Here is a 15,827-nt window from a genome sequence, read left to right as displayed (position 1 = left end):
TCAGTCGTCCGCCGGCGCTTCGGCTTTCTCCGCGTCCGCCTCGTCTTCCTCGTCGGCCCACGCGAACAGGTCGCGAAGCGGCGCGCCGACCTGTTCGATGTGGTGGTTCTCCTCTGCGTCCTTGAGCTGGGAGTACGACGGCCGGCCCGCCTGGTTCTCCAGAATCCACTCGCGGGCGAAGGTGCCGTCCTGGACCTCCTCCAGAATCTCCTCCATGTTCTCGCGGGCGTGCTCGTCGACGACGCGGTCGCCGCGGGTCAGCCCGCCGAACTCGGCGGTGTCGGAGACCGAGTGCCACATCTCGCCGAGCCCGCCTTCGTACATCAGGTCGACGATGAGCTTCAGTTCGTTCAGACACTCGAAGTAGGCCATCTCGGGGGAGTAGCCCGCGTCGACGAGCGTCTCGTAGCCCTGCTTGACCAGCGAGGTGACGCCGCCGCAGAGGACGGCCTGCTCGCCGAACAGGTCGGTCTCGGTCTCCTCTTGGAACGTCGTCTCGATGACGCCCGCGCGGGTGCATCCGAGGCCGTGTGCGTACGCCAGCGCCTCTTCCTTGGCGTCGCCCGTCACGTCCTGATAGACGGCGATGAGACCCGGCGTCCCCTCGTTCGCCTCGTAGTTGCGGCGGACGAGGTGGCCCGGCGACTTCGGCGCGACCATCGTCACGTCGACGTCTTCCGGGGGTCGAATCTGGTTGTAGTGAATGTTGAAGCCGTGGGCGAACTGGAGCGTGTCGCCCGCGTCGAGGGAGTCGCGAATCTCCTCGAACACCGCCGGCTGGACGGTGTCGGGGACGAGCACGGAGACGATGTCGCCCTCGGCGGCCGCCGCGGCCGGCTCCTTGACGCGGAGGCCGTCGGCTTCCGCGGCGTCGCGGGACGAGGAGTTCGCGCGGAGGCCGACGACCACGTCGACCCCGCTGTCGGCGAGGTTCTGGGCGTGGGCGTGGCCCTGACTGCCGTAGCCGATGACGGCTACGGTCTTGTCGTCGATCTGCGAGCGGTCGGCGTCGTCGTCGTAGTAGACTTCCGTGGTGAGTTCTGTCATTGCGTGTTGGTGTTGGGTTTGGTGGGTTCGCCGGAGGTTCCGGGTTCCTCTCCGGGGACGGTCTTCTTCGAGCCGTGGGCGAGCGCGGTCTGGCCGGTCCGGGCGATTTCGATGATGCCGAACCGCCGGAACGCGTCCACGGCGTCGTCTATCTTGCGCTCGTCGCCGGAGAGTTGGACCGTGATGGTCTCGGGGCCGGCGTCGAGCGTGCGGCCGTCGTACATCTCCGTGATGGCGTGGACCTTATCGGGGTCCTCGCCGCGGACCTTCAGGAGGACGAGTTCCGCGCGAACGGCGTCGTCGTCCAGCTCGCCGACGGAGATGACGGGCTTGAGCTTCGCGAGCTGTTTTTCTATCTGGTCGATGCCCGGTTCGGGCTCCTCGACGACCATCGTGATGCGGGAGTGGTCCTCGACCGTCGTCGGGCCGACGGTGAGGCTCTCGATGTTGAACTGGCGGCGGGCGGCGAGGCCGGCGACGCGCGAGAGCACGCCGGGTTCGTCCTCGACGATGGCCGAAAAGACCGCGCGCCGCGGTTCGTGTTCCGATTCCGCTTCGGGGTCGATGCGGATGCCCTGCGCGTTGCGGCGGCCGTCGGGGTGTGGCCGCTCGTCGGGCGCGGGGCCCTGCAGTCCTGTCCGATTGTCGCTCATAACTGGTCCTCCGAGAGTGCGAATTTGCCGTTCGCGCCGCCCGAGGAGACCATCGGGTAGACGTTCTCCGCCGGGTCGACGTGGAAGTCGATGACCGAGGGGCCGTCGTACGCGAGCGCTTCCTCGATGGCGTCGGGAACCTCCTCGTAGGAGTCGACGGTCCAGCCGCGCGCGCCGAACGCCTCGGCGAGCTTGTCGAACTGGGGACACCACTCGTAGCCGGCGGCCATGCGTCGGCCCTCGAAGAAGGCGTCCTGCCACTGACGGACCATCCCGATGTACTCGTTGTTCAGGATGGCGACGGTGATGTCGAGGTTCTCGCGGACGGCGACCGAAAGCTCCTGAATCGTCATCAGGAACGAGGCGTCGCCGTCGACGCAGACGACCGTCTCGTCGTCGTCGGCCGCGACCCGCGCGCCGATTGCGGCGGGCAGGCCGTAGCCCATCGTGCCGAGGCCGTGAGAGGAGACCCACCGCCGCGGCTCGGTGAACGTCCAGTACTGGGCGGCCCACATCTGGTGCTGGCCGACGCCGCTCGTGACGATGGTCTCGTCGGGCGTGGCCTCGTCGAGCGCCTCGACGACGAACTGCGGCTTCAGCGGCTCGTTGTCCGGGGCCGCGTAGTCCATCGGGTACTCGTCTTTCCACGTGAGACACTGTTCGACCCACTCGCGCGCGTCGGGGCCCTCGTCCAGTTCGGCGTCGACGCGCTCGATGGCGCGGCCGGCGTCGCCGACGACCGGGTAGTCCGCGTGGACGTTCTTCGAGATTTCCGCCGGGTCGATGTCGATGTGGACGACCTCGGCCTCGGGCGCGAACGTGTCGATGCCGCCGGTCAGGCGGTCGTCGAACCGCGTGCCGACCGCGATGAGACAGTCGGTGTGCGTGATGGCCATGTTGGCGTAGCCGGTGCCGTGCATCCCCGCCCACGACAGGCAGAGTTCGTGGTCCTCCGGCATCGCGCCGATTCCGGGCATCGTGGTGACGACCGGAATCCGGTGCTCGGTCGCGAACTGCCGGGCGACCTCGGTCGCGTCGGCCTTGACCACGCCGCCGCCGAACAGCAAGAGCGGCTTCTCGGCGCGCTCGATCGCGCGCGCGGCCGCCTCGACCTGCGAGTCGGCCGGGTCGGTGCGAGCGCGGCACGTCTCGGGCGGCTGTGCCGCCCCCGGCTCGCTGTCGGTCTCGTTGAGCGAGACGTCCTTCGGGAGGTCGACGAGCGTCGGGCCGGGGCGGCCCTCGGCGGCGAGCGCGAACGCTTCGCCGACGGTGTCACCGACCGTGTCGGGCGACGAGGCGAAGTAGTTGTGCTTCGTGATGGGCGCGGTGACGCCCGTGGTGTCGGTCTCCTGGAACGCGTCGGAGCCGACCATGTCGGACGGGACCTGCCCCGTGAGCGCGAGCACCGCGTCGGAGTCCATGTTCGCGTCGGCGATGCCGGTCACGAGGTTCGTCGCGCCCGGGCCGGACGTGGCGAGACAGACGCCGGGGTCGCCGCGAACGACGCCGTACGCGTCGGCGGCGTGCGCCGCGCCCTGCTCGTGGGCCATCGTCACGTGACGGATGTCCGAGTGGTACAGCGCGTCGTAGATGGGCATTATCGCCCCGCCCTGCACGCCGAAGGCGGTCTCGACGCCGGCGTTTTCGAGGGCGCGGACGACTGACGTCGAACCCGTGGTAACCTCGGTCGGCGTCTCGGTCGAGTCGTCGTCGGCTTCCGTCGCGTCGGGGTCGGTCGTGGCTGCGGTTCGTTCGCTCATGTGTGGGCTCCGTGGTGTGTGGTCGGTCGTCGATACGAGTTGTCTGGTGACTGCGTGTGGTGCTGGTGCGCCATTGTGGGGACTTCGGACGTGTCTGAAAACGGTGCGGATACGCGGGACGGAGAGATCGTGTGGTAGGGGGCTATGCCCCTACAATAATGAGCGACCGAATCGCGCCGACGGCGGCGTCGCTGGCCCCGGCGACCGGGGTCGCGCGAACCGCGTGTTCGTCGTGCGAGGTCATCGTATGCAACACGTCCGTCCCGTCGGTAATAATGCTTTCGCGGCGGGCAACGATTGCACGCCGGTCGGGAGGTCGAACGCGTGCAGGGCGGTCGCCCCGTAGGGCCACAGCCCGGCGCCATCAGGCGCGGACCTCCTCCTCCGTGTCGTCCTCGTGGGTGATACCCACGTCGCGAGCGAACACCTCGAGCGTCGAGTCGTCGACGCGTTCTTTCTCCGCGCCGTGGTCTTTGACGCGGCGGGTGACCTCCCGGACCTCGGCGTCCGAGGGGTCGAACCCGATATCTGCGAGGCGTTTGCGTACCGAGTGCGTCCCCGTGTGCTTGCCGAGTACGAACTCGCGGGTCGCGCCGACCATCTCCGGGGTCATGACGCCCGGTTCGAACGTGTCGGCGTTCTCGATGACGCCGGCGGCGTGGATGCCGCTCTCGTGAGAGAAGGCGTTGCGGCCGACGACCGGCTTGTTCGCCGGGACCGGGATGTCGGACGCCGCCTCGACGATGCGAGCCAGCTCGGTTATCTTCGTCGTGTCGATGCCGGTGTCGACGCCGTAGAGGGATTCGGCGGCCATGACGACCTCCTCGTAGGCGGCGTTGCCGGCGCGCTCGCCGATGCCGTTGACCGACACCTGCGCCTGTGCCGCGCCGGCCTCGAAGCCGGCCATCGCGTTCGCCGACGCCAGTCCGAAGTCGTCGTGCGCGTGCACGTCGATTCTCGCGTCGGTGTGCTCTCGGACCGTCGCCACCATGCGGGCGAAGCGAGTCGGCGTCGCTACGCCGCAGGTGTCCGGCAGGTTGATCCAATCGACGCCCGCCTCGGAGACGGCCTCGACGACTTCGATGAGGAAGTCTTCGTCCGTCCGGGTGGCGTCCATCGGCGAGAACATTACTTCAACGCCCGCGTCGCGGACGTGTTCGACACTGCGGACGGCCCGCTCGACGGCTTCCTCGCGGGAAGCGTGCATCGAGTCGGCCAACTGGACGTCACTGGTGCTCACGAACGTGTGCACCATGTCCACGCCGGAATCCAGCGCGGCTTCGATATCCTTGTCGACGACGCGGGCCAACCCGCACGTCGTCGCGTCCGTCGAAGCAGCGATATCTGCGACTGCTTCGAACTCCGCCTCCGAGTTCACCGGGAACCCGGCCTCGATGACGTGGGTACCCATGTCGTCGAGGGTTTCGGCGATGTCGCGCTTTTCCTCGTAGCTGAACGAGGTTCGCGGTGACTGTTCGCCGTCGCGGAGTGTCGTGTCGAAGATTCGTACGTCTTCGATTTCAGATTGTTGGGCTAATGTGCCCTGGAAGAACTCGACCCGCCGGGGAACCCGACGAATCCTCCGTGTCTTTGTGAGACATCGTGTCAGTCACGTGCCCGAACTCCTATTTAAACGTTTCTCCCCGACAGTATCACGAACGTTCAGGGGGTGTCGCGTGACAACCCGCACCGACCCTAATCGACTTACCTAAACGACCTTATAGTATTTAATGTCATATATTGACTTGATATGCTCGCTTGGCGTTCGAATCGCTGTACTACATAATACAATCGAATAGAGTTTAGAAACAAAATTTCGTGGCCGATGCGCGCACCGCGGACTGGACAAACGTGGATTGAAACGCGACTGTCGCGTGCAACGTGATAACAATGAACCAATCGCGACGCTCGACGGCGGGCTCGCGGCCCGACCGAACCCTTTTCTCGTCGCTCGACAACCGGGCGGGTATGGGCGATTTCAATCTCAACTTGCAGACGGCCGAAGAACACCTCAACGAAGACGACGCCGAGGGCGATGTCGTCCTCGGCGTCCTCGACGGGTCTACCCCGCCCGAAGAGTGGGTCCAGTCCGTCGCCCGCGGCAACGTCCTCTTTCTCGCCATCGAAGGCGACCTCAACAAACTCGCGTCGGGCTTCGCACGCGACGTCAAAGACATGGGCGGCCAGCTGATGCACTTCCGGAAGTTCCTCGTCGTCTCCCCACCGGGCGTGGACATCAACACGGACGACCTCTGAGAGGCCGACCCGCGTTGGTCTCGCGTCCCGGCGAGCGACCGCCGACGTGAGGCGCGAGAACCGGGGGCATGGGCCGCGGGGAGAGTCCTTATGCACCGCGCGCTCTACGATACTGGCATGCCGATGAAAGGTCGCGGTGCCTCCGAACCCCGCGAAATCGACCGATGGGACCACGGCGTCGGCTGGCTCGCACACCCCGACGAGACCATGCAACGCGCCAGCCACGCCGTCGAAGTCGACGGCGACGTGTGGGTGTTCGACCCCGTCGACGCCCCCGGTATCGACGACCTGTTCGCCGAGCTCGGCGACGTGGCCGGCGTCGTCGTCGGCCTCGACCGACACAAACGCGACGCGGCGGCCATCGCCAACCGCCACGAGGTGCCAGTCTACGTCGCCTCGTGGATGACGGGCGTCGCTGACGAACTCGACGCGGCCGTCGAGCGCTTCGGGGCCGACCTCGCCGACTCGGGCTTCGAGGCGTTCCGCCTCGTCGACCGCTCGCTCCCGCCGTGGCAGGAAGTCGGCTTCTACCACGACGAGTACGACCTGCTCGTCGTCCCCGAGTCGGTCGGCACGGTGGACTACTTCTGCGCCCGCGGCGAACACCTCGGCGTCCACCCGATGCTCCGGCCGTTCCCGCCGCGGCGCGTGCTCTCGCGCTACGACCCCGAACGGCTACTCGTCGGTCACGGCGCTGGCGTCCCCGTGAACGCGGGCGACGAGCTTCGAACCGCGCTCGGAAACGCCCGGCGAAACCTCCCGAGCGCCTACGCCCGGGCGTTCACTTCGATGCTCTCGAACTGATGCCCGACGATACGACCGCCCCCGGCGACGAGCACCTCTCCGGCGCGGAGCCGACACCCGACCGCACGACCGACGGGGAAACCGTCGATTCCGATTCCGGTTCCGAAGTCGAAGTCGAGGGCGAGCGGCGACGGATTCACGTCACCCGGGGACTCGTCGACCTGCTTCTCGACATGGCCGAAGACGCCGAACCGTCGTCGATGAACCTCGTCCTCGCGCCGACGCCCGCGGGCGAGTTCGACGCGGAGCTCGGGCTCGACCCGGAGACCCCGGTTCTCACCCACTTCTACATGGCCGAGGCCGGCCAGTCCGTGAGCGCCGTCTTCGGGATGGACCTCGGAACGCCCGCCGGGCGCGGCCGCGCCCGGTTTCTCACCCACCCGCAGGGACCGCTCGAGCTCACGGAACGCGACGACCTCGCGGCCGTGGTGCTCCTCGCCGTCCCCCCGTGGGAGCGGCGGACGCTCGCGGCCTTCGACCGCGCCGGTCGGAAGTTGGAACTCGCCGTCGTCGACGCCGAACCGCCGCGAGAAGAACTCGACTGAGCCGCCCGCCTCCGGCCGACTACCGCAGGTATCCGAGGTCAGTGAGCTGTTCCGCTATCTCTTGGAACTCCGCCTCCGAGAGGTCGCCGCCGGAGCGCTCGTGCTGGATGACGATACTGCGCAGGAGGAACCGGACGAGATCGCTCGTGCTCGAGAAGGTGGTTCCCTCGATGGTGTCGTCGACGCGAGCGGCCAACTCCTTCGGAATCGAGACCGTCGTGTACTCGGTCATGGCTCGACCGTGGCACCGGGCGAGGTTAACCCCAACGGTGGCGACCGCGACCGTTCGTCGCGGTTTCCCGGCGTTCGCCGGCGATATCACCGAAGGTCGGGGGTTTTTCCATGCGGGACGTCCTATGTACGTTCGATGGCCGCGAGACCGCCGCAGAACGATACGTCGGAGCCGAACTCAATCGAATTCGGTATCGCCGCGCTCGCCGATGATGTCGACACCGCAGACATCGACTACCCGGCAGACGCAAGCGAGATCGTGCGAGCACTCGACGACGTCGCCGTCCCGATTGACGCCGCGGGCAATACGGTCGCCATAAGCGACGCCCTCGCCGCCGCGCCCAAAGACCGATTCGACTCCCGCCGCGACCTCTTGGAGACGCTCCACCCGGTGTTCGAGGAGTTCCGCGCCAAAGCGTCGAAGAGCCTGATGGGTCGGCTTCGCTCGCTCGTTCCGTTCTAACGGCGGTCTCGGTCGAATCCCCGGTCTCGACGGCCGGCGCGAGCCGACGCTCACTCCAGTTCTTCGATGCGCTTCATCTGCTCGCGATGCAACGACAAGATGAGATCCGACAGCACGCCGAACATCAGCAACTGCACCCCGAAGAGGATTCCCGCCATGGAAACGACGGCGATGACCTCGTGGGAGACCGAGCGAACGACCCACTCGTAGGCGACGTAGAGGGCGAGGCCGACCCCAGTCGCAGTCGACGCGAACCCGACGCTTCCGAAGTAGAAAAGCGGGTTGTTGGTCTTGGCGCGGCGGTACAGTTCGAGAAAGATGATACCGCCGTCGCGGATCGGGTCGAGGTTCGTGTCCGAGCCGTCGGGCCGCGGATAGTAGGTCGTGGGGACGACCGTCGTCTTGATACCACGCTTCGCGCACTCGACGGCCATCTCCGTCTCGATACCGAACCCGTCGGAGGTGAGCGTCATGTCGAGAAACGACTCGCGAGTGAACGCCCGGTAGCCGCTGAGAATATCGCGGAAGTCCTGACCGTGAATGAACGCGAACGCCCGGTTGATGATGCGGTTTCCAACCCTGTTGAGCCGCGTCATCGCGCCCGGCCGCATGTCGGCGAATCGGTCGCCGATGACGTGGTCGTACCCCTCGGTGAGCGGGTCGAGCATCTTGGCGGCGTCCGTCGCTTCGTAGGTCCCGTCGCCGTCGAGCATCAGGACGTACTCGGCTGTGACGTGGTCCTCGATGGCTTCTCTGACTGCTTGGCCTTTCCCCGTCCCCGACTGAACGACGACGTGAGCACCGGCGTCTTCGGCCAGCTCCCGTGTCCCATCTGTGGAATTGCCGTCGATGACGAGGACGTTAGCGAATCCCTCGTCTCTGTAGTCTGAGACGACATCGGCGATTGTTTCTGCCTCGTTGTAGGTAGGGACGAGGATACAGACGGCGTCGGGGGTGGGCATTGTTACAGTGGTGGTTGAGGACTTCTCAAAAGGGTTTTCTCTTTAGTATCAAGGACACGACTTCGTTGTGCACCTGAACGGTTTACACGGGTGACAGTCGGCGTTGTGCGAACTGACGTCGCTAACCCGTACTACATCACGCCCCGAAAGCCACGTTTTATCTCCAACCGGGAGTCTGTTTGTGCCACCCCACCAACTCGGTTCGGTCAAGGAGGCTCCTCGAGACTGTTACTCGGGCGGGAAGTACTGGAGCCGTAGCTCACCAATATCTCGTGGGTATGGATCGCAGCTGCTTGGTACTCGTACACCCTTGTACTTTTTTGCCCATCCTCTACACCCTTTTTGCTTTTAAGTGTCTTCGGCTCACCCCGGTACACCCACCGATATCAGGGGTGTACACACTCGCCCGTTTTCCGCAAGGGTGTATTCGTATCGTCGTCTCTGGGGTGTGAATTTGGTGCTGAGGTCCTGTCGACCACTGACCTCAGTCTACGAATCCCCCGCGTGTTTTCGTGCCGTAGCGTCGCGCTTGACTGTGGTTTTTCGTTTCCTCACAGGCCTGTGCTCGTCGACGGACTCACTAGATCGTCGAGTCGCGACGCCTGTCACTTTCTCTCTCATCACCAGTACACCTCATCGTACAGGTGGTGTATTGTCTGTTTTCGTTTCTTCGCAGAGAGTCTCCTCGCCTATCGTCGGCACTCACACTTGCTTCGACCAGCGAAGTTCACGTTCACTCAACAATCGCTGAATCGACCATATTTGCGAAGCTGATGTCCTGTGTATCCAGTATACCTCGATCTGAAATGTTGGTCTATTCGATGGATCTCACTTAGGGGGGTCTCTAATCAAATCAGAGCCTCGGGACGATCATAACGAAGGTGTCTTTCCGGGAAATTGTGTGGGTGTGCGCCAGCCAGAGTTGCAACTAACCAGAGAGGTGGTCGCTACCGATATGAACTCTGGAGGACGGTAGCAAAGGGGTGAGACCCGTGTTATTTTTATCACCCTCGTTCAACCGGGGGTATGCGCACTCTCGCTCGCCGTCTGGCGAAAGGGGCGGTGTTCCTTTTTTCGCTCACGGGAATCCCGTACCTGCTCTACGGATTGCTCTACTACGTGGTTGACCCGGAGGGCTCCCCAGCGAACAAGCAGGACGCGGAACCGACGGTCAGCATCGTGCTGCCGACGTACAACGAGGAACGAATCATCGAAAACAAACTCGACGACATCTATGCGCTCGACTACCCGATGGAGAAAGTCGAAGTCGTCATCGTGGATTCGAGCGACGACTCGACGCGAGACATCATCCGTAACTGGTTCGAGCGCCGCGACACGCCGACGCTGAACCTCATCGAAGAAGACGAGCGTCGCGGCCTCGCCCCTGCGCTCAACGACGCCTACGCCGCCGCAAAAAACGAGATGGTGGTCAAGACCGATTGCGACTCGAAAGTCGCATCCGATGCGCTCCGTGTCGCGGCCGCCAACCTCGCCGACCCCGACGTCGGCGCGGTCACCGGCCGAAACGCAGACGTCCTGGGAGGCAGCGGCGTCGAAGAGGGGTACCGTGGAATCCAAGCGACCATCCAAACGCTCGAATCGCATCTCGATTCGACACTCATCTTCCACGGGCCGTTCTCCGCGTTCGAAAACGACGAAATCGTCCCCATCGACCCGGACTCCATCGCCGACGACACCGAACTGGCACTGCTGATTCGGCGGAACGGCAAGCGCGTCGTCTTCGACCCTGACATCCGCTACAAGGAGGCGTCGCACTCTGCGTTCTCCAAGCGGCGAACGCAGAAAGACCGGCGTGCGATGGGCTTGATTCGACTCCTCGCCCAGCACCGCGACGCATTGGGTCGGTACGGAATGTACGGGGCTGTCGTTCTCCCGTTCAACTGGTGGTTTATGATAGTCTCCCCGTGGCTGCTCGCAGCCGCGGTTTCGGTGACGACGCTCGCCGGGTTCGCCCTCGGTGGCCCCCTTGGACTCGTTGTACCCGGTGCCGCCGCCGCGTTCGTCGCTCTCGGGTCACACGATGAACTCGGGTCGCTCCAGCCCGCCTACGCACTCTTCGATACGCAGGTGTCGCTGCTCTTTGCGAGTGTGAAACTGCTGCGCGGGGAAGGGAGTGCGATTTGGGAAGTCGACGAAGAACTGCGAGACCAGTACGAATGAGGATACTGCAGGTGACGCCGCGGTATCCGCCGCAATCCGGAGGGGTCGAAACCCACGTCTGCGAGCTTTCGGAGCGACTCGTCGATCGTGGGCACGAGGTTACTGTCCTCACGGCTGACGCTGGCGGGGATGGGTTTCGACGCGAGCGCCGAAACGGCGTTCGTATTAAGCGCTACCGCGGGGTCGCACCGGACGGTGCCATGCATATTTGCCCGCAGATCATGCGGGCAGTTCGGAACGCGGACGCCGATATCGTCCACGCACACAATTATCACTCGTTCCCGCTGTTTTTCGCGGCGCTGGGTGTCGGTGAGCGACGGTTCGTCGTGACGACGCACTACCACGGTGGCAGCGCGAGTTCGGTTCGGGAGAGACTGCTGTCGCTTTACAGGCCGTTCGGCAGGTGGGCAGTCAGACGTGCCGACGCTGTCATCGCCGTCAGCGAGTGGGAACGCGAACAATTGGCAAGGGACTTCGACGTCGATGCGACGGTGATACCGAACGGACTCAATGTCGAGCGGTTCACGTCGGCCACGCCGTTCGATCGGGAACGACCGTATCTCCTCACAGTTGGACGGTTAGAGGAATACAAAGGTGTCCAGCACGTGATTCGTGCGATGACCGACCTCCCCGAATTCGACCTGCTCGTCGCGGGGAGCGGGCCGTATCGCGATGCGTTGGAGCGAATCGCACGAGAGGCTGGTGTCGAAGACCGAGTCGAGTTCCTCGGATACGTTGATAGCGAGACGTTGCCCGGTCTCTACGCCGGTGCCGACGTCTACGTGACCATGAGCGAGTTCGAGGCCTACGGGATGACGGTGGCAGAGGCGTTGGCGGCGGGGACGCCGTGTGTGGTGAGGGAAGCGGGGGCATTAGTGGACTGGGCAAGAAGAGAAGGAAGTTTCGCGATTCAAGATGCCAGATCCTCGGAGATAGTCAGTACAGTCCACTCTTTGGACCACGTTGATGTCGATGTTGATATTGGCATCACGTGGAGCGAAGTGGCCGAGTTTACTCAGATCATCTATCAAAATCAATAACCTAGCATCGTTTTTCTCTCAAAGGGTTAGCAGATCAACCGAGCGCCCAAATCAAAGAGGACAAGACGGATTTTCGCGCTAATTAAACCCACAAACAAGGGATTGGGTCTACGAAGGGTTGGTTGGACATAGGTAGTTGTATATTTCTAGAATGAATTTGTCGGCTCTGGTAAATCACTAGATGGCGGCGGATTCGGTCGTTAACTCAAAGGAGTTGAAGCGGAAGACTGTTGATGCCTATGTCGAAAATCTCCCGCTTCACGACAAAAGTCGTCACGTTGGCTAAAAATGTTGTCACCGACTACGTCCTCGTCTCGCTGCACTGTCTTCGGGTTTACCTTGATGAATCGTACCGCAAGGCACTCGATTTGCTGAGCGAGATGCCGCATATTTTGGGGAGATCGGCCTCGAAGAGGGCGATCTCCCTGACCACTCGACGCTGGTTAAAGCGTTTGACAGGTTCGAAATGAAGATCTGGCGAGTGCTGCTGCGCCTGTCGGCGCAGCTGCACGACCCCTCGGGTCACGCCGCAATCGACGCTACGTTTTTCGACCGCGAGAACGCCAGCAAGCACTACTGCCGCCGCACGAATTACCGCGTTCAGACGCTCAAAGCGACGGCTCTCGTGGATACAGAGACTCAAGCGATTCTTGACGTTCACTGTACGACCGAAACGCACGACACACAGCTCGGCTGGCAGGTCGCCTGCCGCAACGCAGACGACATGCACAGCCTCGCCGCTGACAAAGGCTACGAATCGGATGGATTCACGCGAGAAACTCCGAGAAGAGGACGTCAGACCGCTGATTAAGCACCGGATCTTCCGGCCCATTGACCACGCGCATAACGCGCGGGTCGATGGGCCTCGATGCCGTCAACGATCGATGTGTGAGACCGTCTTCTCGTCGATCAAGCGCACGCACGGCGACGCCGTGCGAGTGCGAACCTGGTACCGAGAATTTCGTGAACTCGTCGTGAAGTGTGTCGTTCACAACATCAAGTGTGCCGCAAAACAGTGAAATCAACCGCTGTATGGCGATTCACCAGAGCCATTAAAAGGGAAATACCTTATTAGACCCAGGGATGAACGAACCTATACATGAGTCTATTCGACTGGTTCAACAGTTCTGTCCAGTCAATCCGGACAGACGGGATAGATGGTGTTAAAGAGTCATCGTACGAATTTCGAGTAGGATGTGTCAGATGGATTAGCAATTTGAATTATAATCCAACATCAGTTTGGGAGCGTGATTGGGACCTTCTGATTGTACTTGACGCTTGTCGTTTGGATTTACTACAATCTGTCGCAGATGAATACCAGTTTCTCTCAAACCAGAACTCGTTAACGTCAGTTGCGAGTTCGACATCGGATTGGGTAAAGAAGATTTTCGACCCACAGTATAAACGCAAACTCGCACAGGCAGCGTATGTTACTGGAAATCCTAATTCGATCTATGCATTCCCTTATACGTTCTCTAATCAGTGTGACTGTGGGGCTGAGATCAAACCTTCGCACCAAGCCGTGTACCATGAGGGGTGTGAAATATGTTCATCCTGTAAAACAAAACTCACCGGAGAACGAGAGGTGCCTGTGAAGATATTGAAGGAGGTCTGGCGAAGGAGTTGGGATAACGATATCGGAACGATTCAACCCAGACCAATCACTGATACAGCAATCGAGACCAGTAGGAACCAGGACATAGATTCGATGATTGTCCATTATATGCAACCGCATCATCCGTTCATTCCCGCACCAGAGTTAGACCAAGGCTCGTATATCGGTCCAAACGATAAAGAGCGAAAGAAGCAGTCACGGACGATATGGGAGCAGTTACGGACCGGAGATGTGGACGAAGAAACAGTGTGGCGTGAGTATAAGAACAACTTACGCCACGTATTAGAGGACGTCAAAATACTGTTGGAAAATGTTGACGCCGACACTGCCGTTGTTACCTCAGACCACGGAAACGCGATTGGAGAGTATGGGATTTACGGCCATCCACGTTGGATGCCAATCGACCCACTCGTTACCGTCCCGTGGTACGAAACTACTGGAACGGACAACAAAACACACACACCCACAGAGAGTGTCACAAATTCAAATGTCACTTCTGAAGAGGTGACACAGAGACTCCAAGATCTCGGTTATTTTTAGTTCCAAGTGGTTATCAGTTGCTAAAGAGAGTCGGTAGGACTCATGGGAGATGCGAAGTCGACAATGGTAGCCAAAAACGACTCCAACATCCAGGTGCTCTGGGTGAACTACAGGTGTTGTCGAGAATAAGAGTGACAATTAGTCGGTATCTTAATCGCTGCAACATCAAGGTATTACCGTTCGTGCGATTCCGAATACTCGGCGCCGGACACCTCCACTGATACCGATAATGACCGTGAAGTAAGTGATAACACCGAGCAGAACTAATCCAACAAGTAATGCAGCAGACATCCCGGGGAGCCTGACTCTCACAGCGTAGACGACACCGGCCATTACGAGCGCGGCTAGGACCTCGGCCAGGACCTCTCGGCCAGGAAGATCAACGTACGAGAGGTCAAGAATCGAAAAGAGATAATAAGTAAGATACAACAGTTGCAGGGACATTCCAGCAAAGCTCGCCACTACAGCACCCTTGATTCCAATCGTCGGGACAAGAATAAGATCAAGAACAAGATTTGTAATCATGAGAATAGCACCACCCCGAAAGGTGATGTCTGGACGGTCCATGCCGCTCAGTACAGCGCTAGCAGTCGACCGAAGTCCTTCCGGGATTCTTGTTGCGACGGCACCGAATGCGATGACTGCTGCCGAGGCGAACTCCTCCGTGTAGAACGTGACGATGATTGGTTGTGCGAGAACACCGAACCCAGCCAGAGCAGGAATCCCAAAAAACAGTCCCAAAACGATTGAATCGTTGAGGAGTTCCCGAATACGCTCGTTATTTCCTTCCATATCTAGCCGACTAATCTCAGGTGCGACCGAGCGGGTAATTGCGCTGTAGATAACCATGACAAGGAGAGAGAATCGAAAGCCAATTCCGTATACGCCTGTTGATGATGTACCAAGTAAAATTGTTATTATGATAATGTCGATATTATCGTAAAATTTCTGGACGAAGTTGTTGAGGAAGCTGTACCGAGCGAACCGAACCAGACTATAGATGTGGTGCTTCGTGGGTGAGGCGATGTTGAAACGATTTGAGACGAGACAGATCGCTATCAGCGATGCGAACACCGCACCCGCCATATATCCTATCATGAGTCCAATGGCACCGAAACCGATAGAGACAAGTGAGACCTGAACGGCGACTTGCCCAACCGAATTTGCGAAGTTGATGGCTCCTGAGCGTCCAACTTGGAATTTGCTTGCTAGAAGTGCACCCAAAGTATCCCTCATTTGATATGAAATGACTGTCACAATAATCACCAATACTGAGATTCCCCCAAAATTAAAGAAATTTATCAGTAGTTGTGATGACAATAGGATGCCCGCCGAGACAGTGACAACAAGTGATATAGATAGCAACAAACCAGCAGTTGCAAACTGTTCGGGATCTCTCCCTTCACTGACTCGTTTAACGATTGCTTCGTTCAGACCGCCGTTTCCAAGCAAAACAAGGAATGTGACGACAGTCTCAAACGCATAGAACGTGCCGAGGGACGTCTGAGGATCAGGAAGTGTTCGAGCAAAATAAATGCTCGCGATCCAGGCCACAGCGAGTGCACCCATCTGGGCAATCAACCAACCGATACCAGAACGAGCAGTATCCATCTTGTCTCAGTTCAAAGTGTATCGGATTAATAGTTCTCGTATCGGATTCACAGCCAGTTACCAGTGCCGCGTCAGCTAAGGCATTTTGAATACGTAGGAAACAAAACGTAGGTAGAGAA

14 protein-coding genes and 1 pseudogene are annotated in these 15,827 nt (G+C 60.7%); 8 read left to right on the top strand and 7 right to left on the bottom strand.

Annotation, left to right across the window (positions count from 1 at the left end; all coding sequences use genetic code 11):
* The 4 genes from ilvC to C441_RS02800 all read right to left on the bottom strand — a co-directional run bounded on the left by ilvC (window position 1) and on the right by C441_RS02800 (window position 5,069).
* Window positions 1-1,047 (bottom strand): ketol-acid reductoisomerase, encoded by a 1,047-nt coding sequence (gene ilvC / locus C441_RS02815; RefSeq protein WP_007273692.1) that lies wholly within the window; start codon window positions 1,045-1,047, stop codon window positions 1-3.
* The gene (gene ilvN, locus C441_RS02810; RefSeq protein WP_004970764.1) at window positions 1,044-1,700 is read right to left on the bottom strand and encodes an acetolactate synthase small subunit; all 657 of its coding nucleotides are present in this window, start codon (window positions 1,698-1,700) and stop codon (window positions 1,044-1,046) included. Before ilvN ends, ilvC begins: the two co-directional genes overlap by 4 nt.
* Window positions 1,697-3,460, bottom strand: a complete 1,764-nt coding sequence (gene ilvB, locus C441_RS02805) for a biosynthetic-type acetolactate synthase large subunit (protein ID WP_007273691.1) — start codon at window positions 3,458-3,460, stop codon at window positions 1,697-1,699. The genes ilvN and ilvB overlap by 4 nt, the downstream gene beginning before the upstream one ends.
* A gap of 364 nt (window positions 3,461-3,824) precedes the next feature.
* Window positions 3,825-5,069, bottom strand: coding sequence for a LeuA family protein (locus C441_RS02800; RefSeq protein ID WP_229722592.1), 1,245 nt, complete (start codon window positions 5,067-5,069; stop codon window positions 3,825-3,827).
* A 359-nt stretch (window positions 5,070-5,428) separates the two neighbouring features.
* On the opposite strand from C441_RS02800, the gene C441_RS02795 reads away from it, so the two are divergent.
* The 3 genes from C441_RS02795 to C441_RS02785 all read left to right on the top strand — a co-directional run bounded on the left by C441_RS02795 (window position 5,429) and on the right by C441_RS02785 (window position 7,065).
* Complete coding sequence (locus tag C441_RS02795) at window positions 5,429-5,716, top strand: DUF5779 family protein (protein ID WP_007273689.1); 288 nt, start codon at window positions 5,429-5,431, stop codon at window positions 5,714-5,716.
* A 117-nt stretch (window positions 5,717-5,833) separates the two neighbouring features.
* Complete coding sequence (locus C441_RS02790; protein WP_049920390.1) at window positions 5,834-6,520, top strand: hypothetical protein; 687 nt, start codon at window positions 5,834-5,836, stop codon at window positions 6,518-6,520.
* A complete protein-coding gene (locus C441_RS02785; protein WP_007273687.1) occupies window positions 6,520-7,065 on the top strand; it encodes a hypothetical protein in 546 nt (181 codons plus the stop codon). Before C441_RS02790 ends, C441_RS02785 begins: the two co-directional genes overlap by 1 nt.
* A gap of 19 nt (window positions 7,066-7,084) precedes the next feature.
* Here C441_RS02785 and C441_RS02780 read toward each other — a convergent pair whose 3' ends face one another.
* Entirely contained in the window at window positions 7,085-7,297 is a 213-nt protein-coding gene (locus C441_RS02780; RefSeq protein WP_004063282.1) for a ribbon-helix-helix domain-containing protein, read from the bottom strand.
* A gap of 135 nt (window positions 7,298-7,432) precedes the next feature.
* Between C441_RS02780 and C441_RS02775 the strand changes: the two genes are divergently transcribed.
* Window positions 7,433-7,759 (top strand): hypothetical protein, encoded by a 327-nt coding sequence (locus C441_RS02775; RefSeq protein ID WP_007273686.1) that lies wholly within the window; start codon window positions 7,433-7,435, stop codon window positions 7,757-7,759.
* Window positions 7,760-7,809: 50 nt separating this feature from the next.
* Here the strand turns inward: C441_RS02775 and aglJ are convergent, their stop codons facing one another.
* Entirely contained in the window at window positions 7,810-8,721 is a 912-nt protein-coding gene (aglJ, locus tag C441_RS02770; RefSeq protein ID WP_007273685.1) for an S-layer glycoprotein N-glycosyltransferase AglJ, read from the bottom strand.
* 1,026 nt (window positions 8,722-9,747) lie between these two features.
* On the opposite strand from aglJ, the gene C441_RS02765 reads away from it, so the two are divergent.
* From C441_RS02765 to C441_RS19430, 4 genes and pseudogenes are all read left to right on the top strand, one after another.
* Complete coding sequence (locus C441_RS02765) at window positions 9,748-10,902, top strand: glycosyltransferase (protein WP_049920389.1); 1,155 nt, start codon at window positions 9,748-9,750, stop codon at window positions 10,900-10,902.
* Window positions 10,899-11,942 carry a glycosyltransferase family 4 protein gene (locus C441_RS02760; protein WP_007273683.1) on the top strand — a complete coding sequence of 348 codons (1,044 nt, stop codon included), beginning with the start codon at window positions 10,899-10,901 and terminating at the stop codon, window positions 11,940-11,942. The genes C441_RS02765 and C441_RS02760 overlap by 4 nt, the downstream gene beginning before the upstream one ends.
* Window positions 11,943-12,408: 466 nt before the next feature.
* Window positions 12,409-12,961, top strand: a pseudogene (locus C441_RS18815) (IS5 family transposase).
* Window positions 12,962-13,041: 80 nt separating this feature from the next.
* Window positions 13,042-14,097 carry a hypothetical protein gene (locus C441_RS19430; RefSeq protein ID WP_152420679.1) on the top strand — a complete coding sequence of 352 codons (1,056 nt, stop codon included), beginning with the start codon at window positions 13,042-13,044 and terminating at the stop codon, window positions 14,095-14,097.
* A 165-nt stretch (window positions 14,098-14,262) separates the two neighbouring features.
* On the opposite strand, the gene C441_RS18810 is transcribed toward C441_RS19430, so the two are convergent.
* Window positions 14,263-15,708: an oligosaccharide flippase family protein gene (locus tag C441_RS18810; protein ID WP_083874849.1), complete on the bottom strand. Its 1,446-nt coding sequence runs from the start codon at window positions 15,706-15,708 to the stop codon at window positions 14,263-14,265.
* Window positions 15,709-15,827: the final 119 nt, after the last annotated feature.

The sequence above is a fragment of the Haloferax sulfurifontis ATCC BAA-897 genome (assembly GCF_000337835.1).
GTDB classification, from domain to species: domain Archaea; phylum Halobacteriota; class Halobacteria; order Halobacteriales; family Haloferacaceae; genus Haloferax; species Haloferax denitrificans.
Note: the sequence above shows the minus strand (reverse complement) of the source record. Positions and strands in the feature narration are given on the sequence as shown.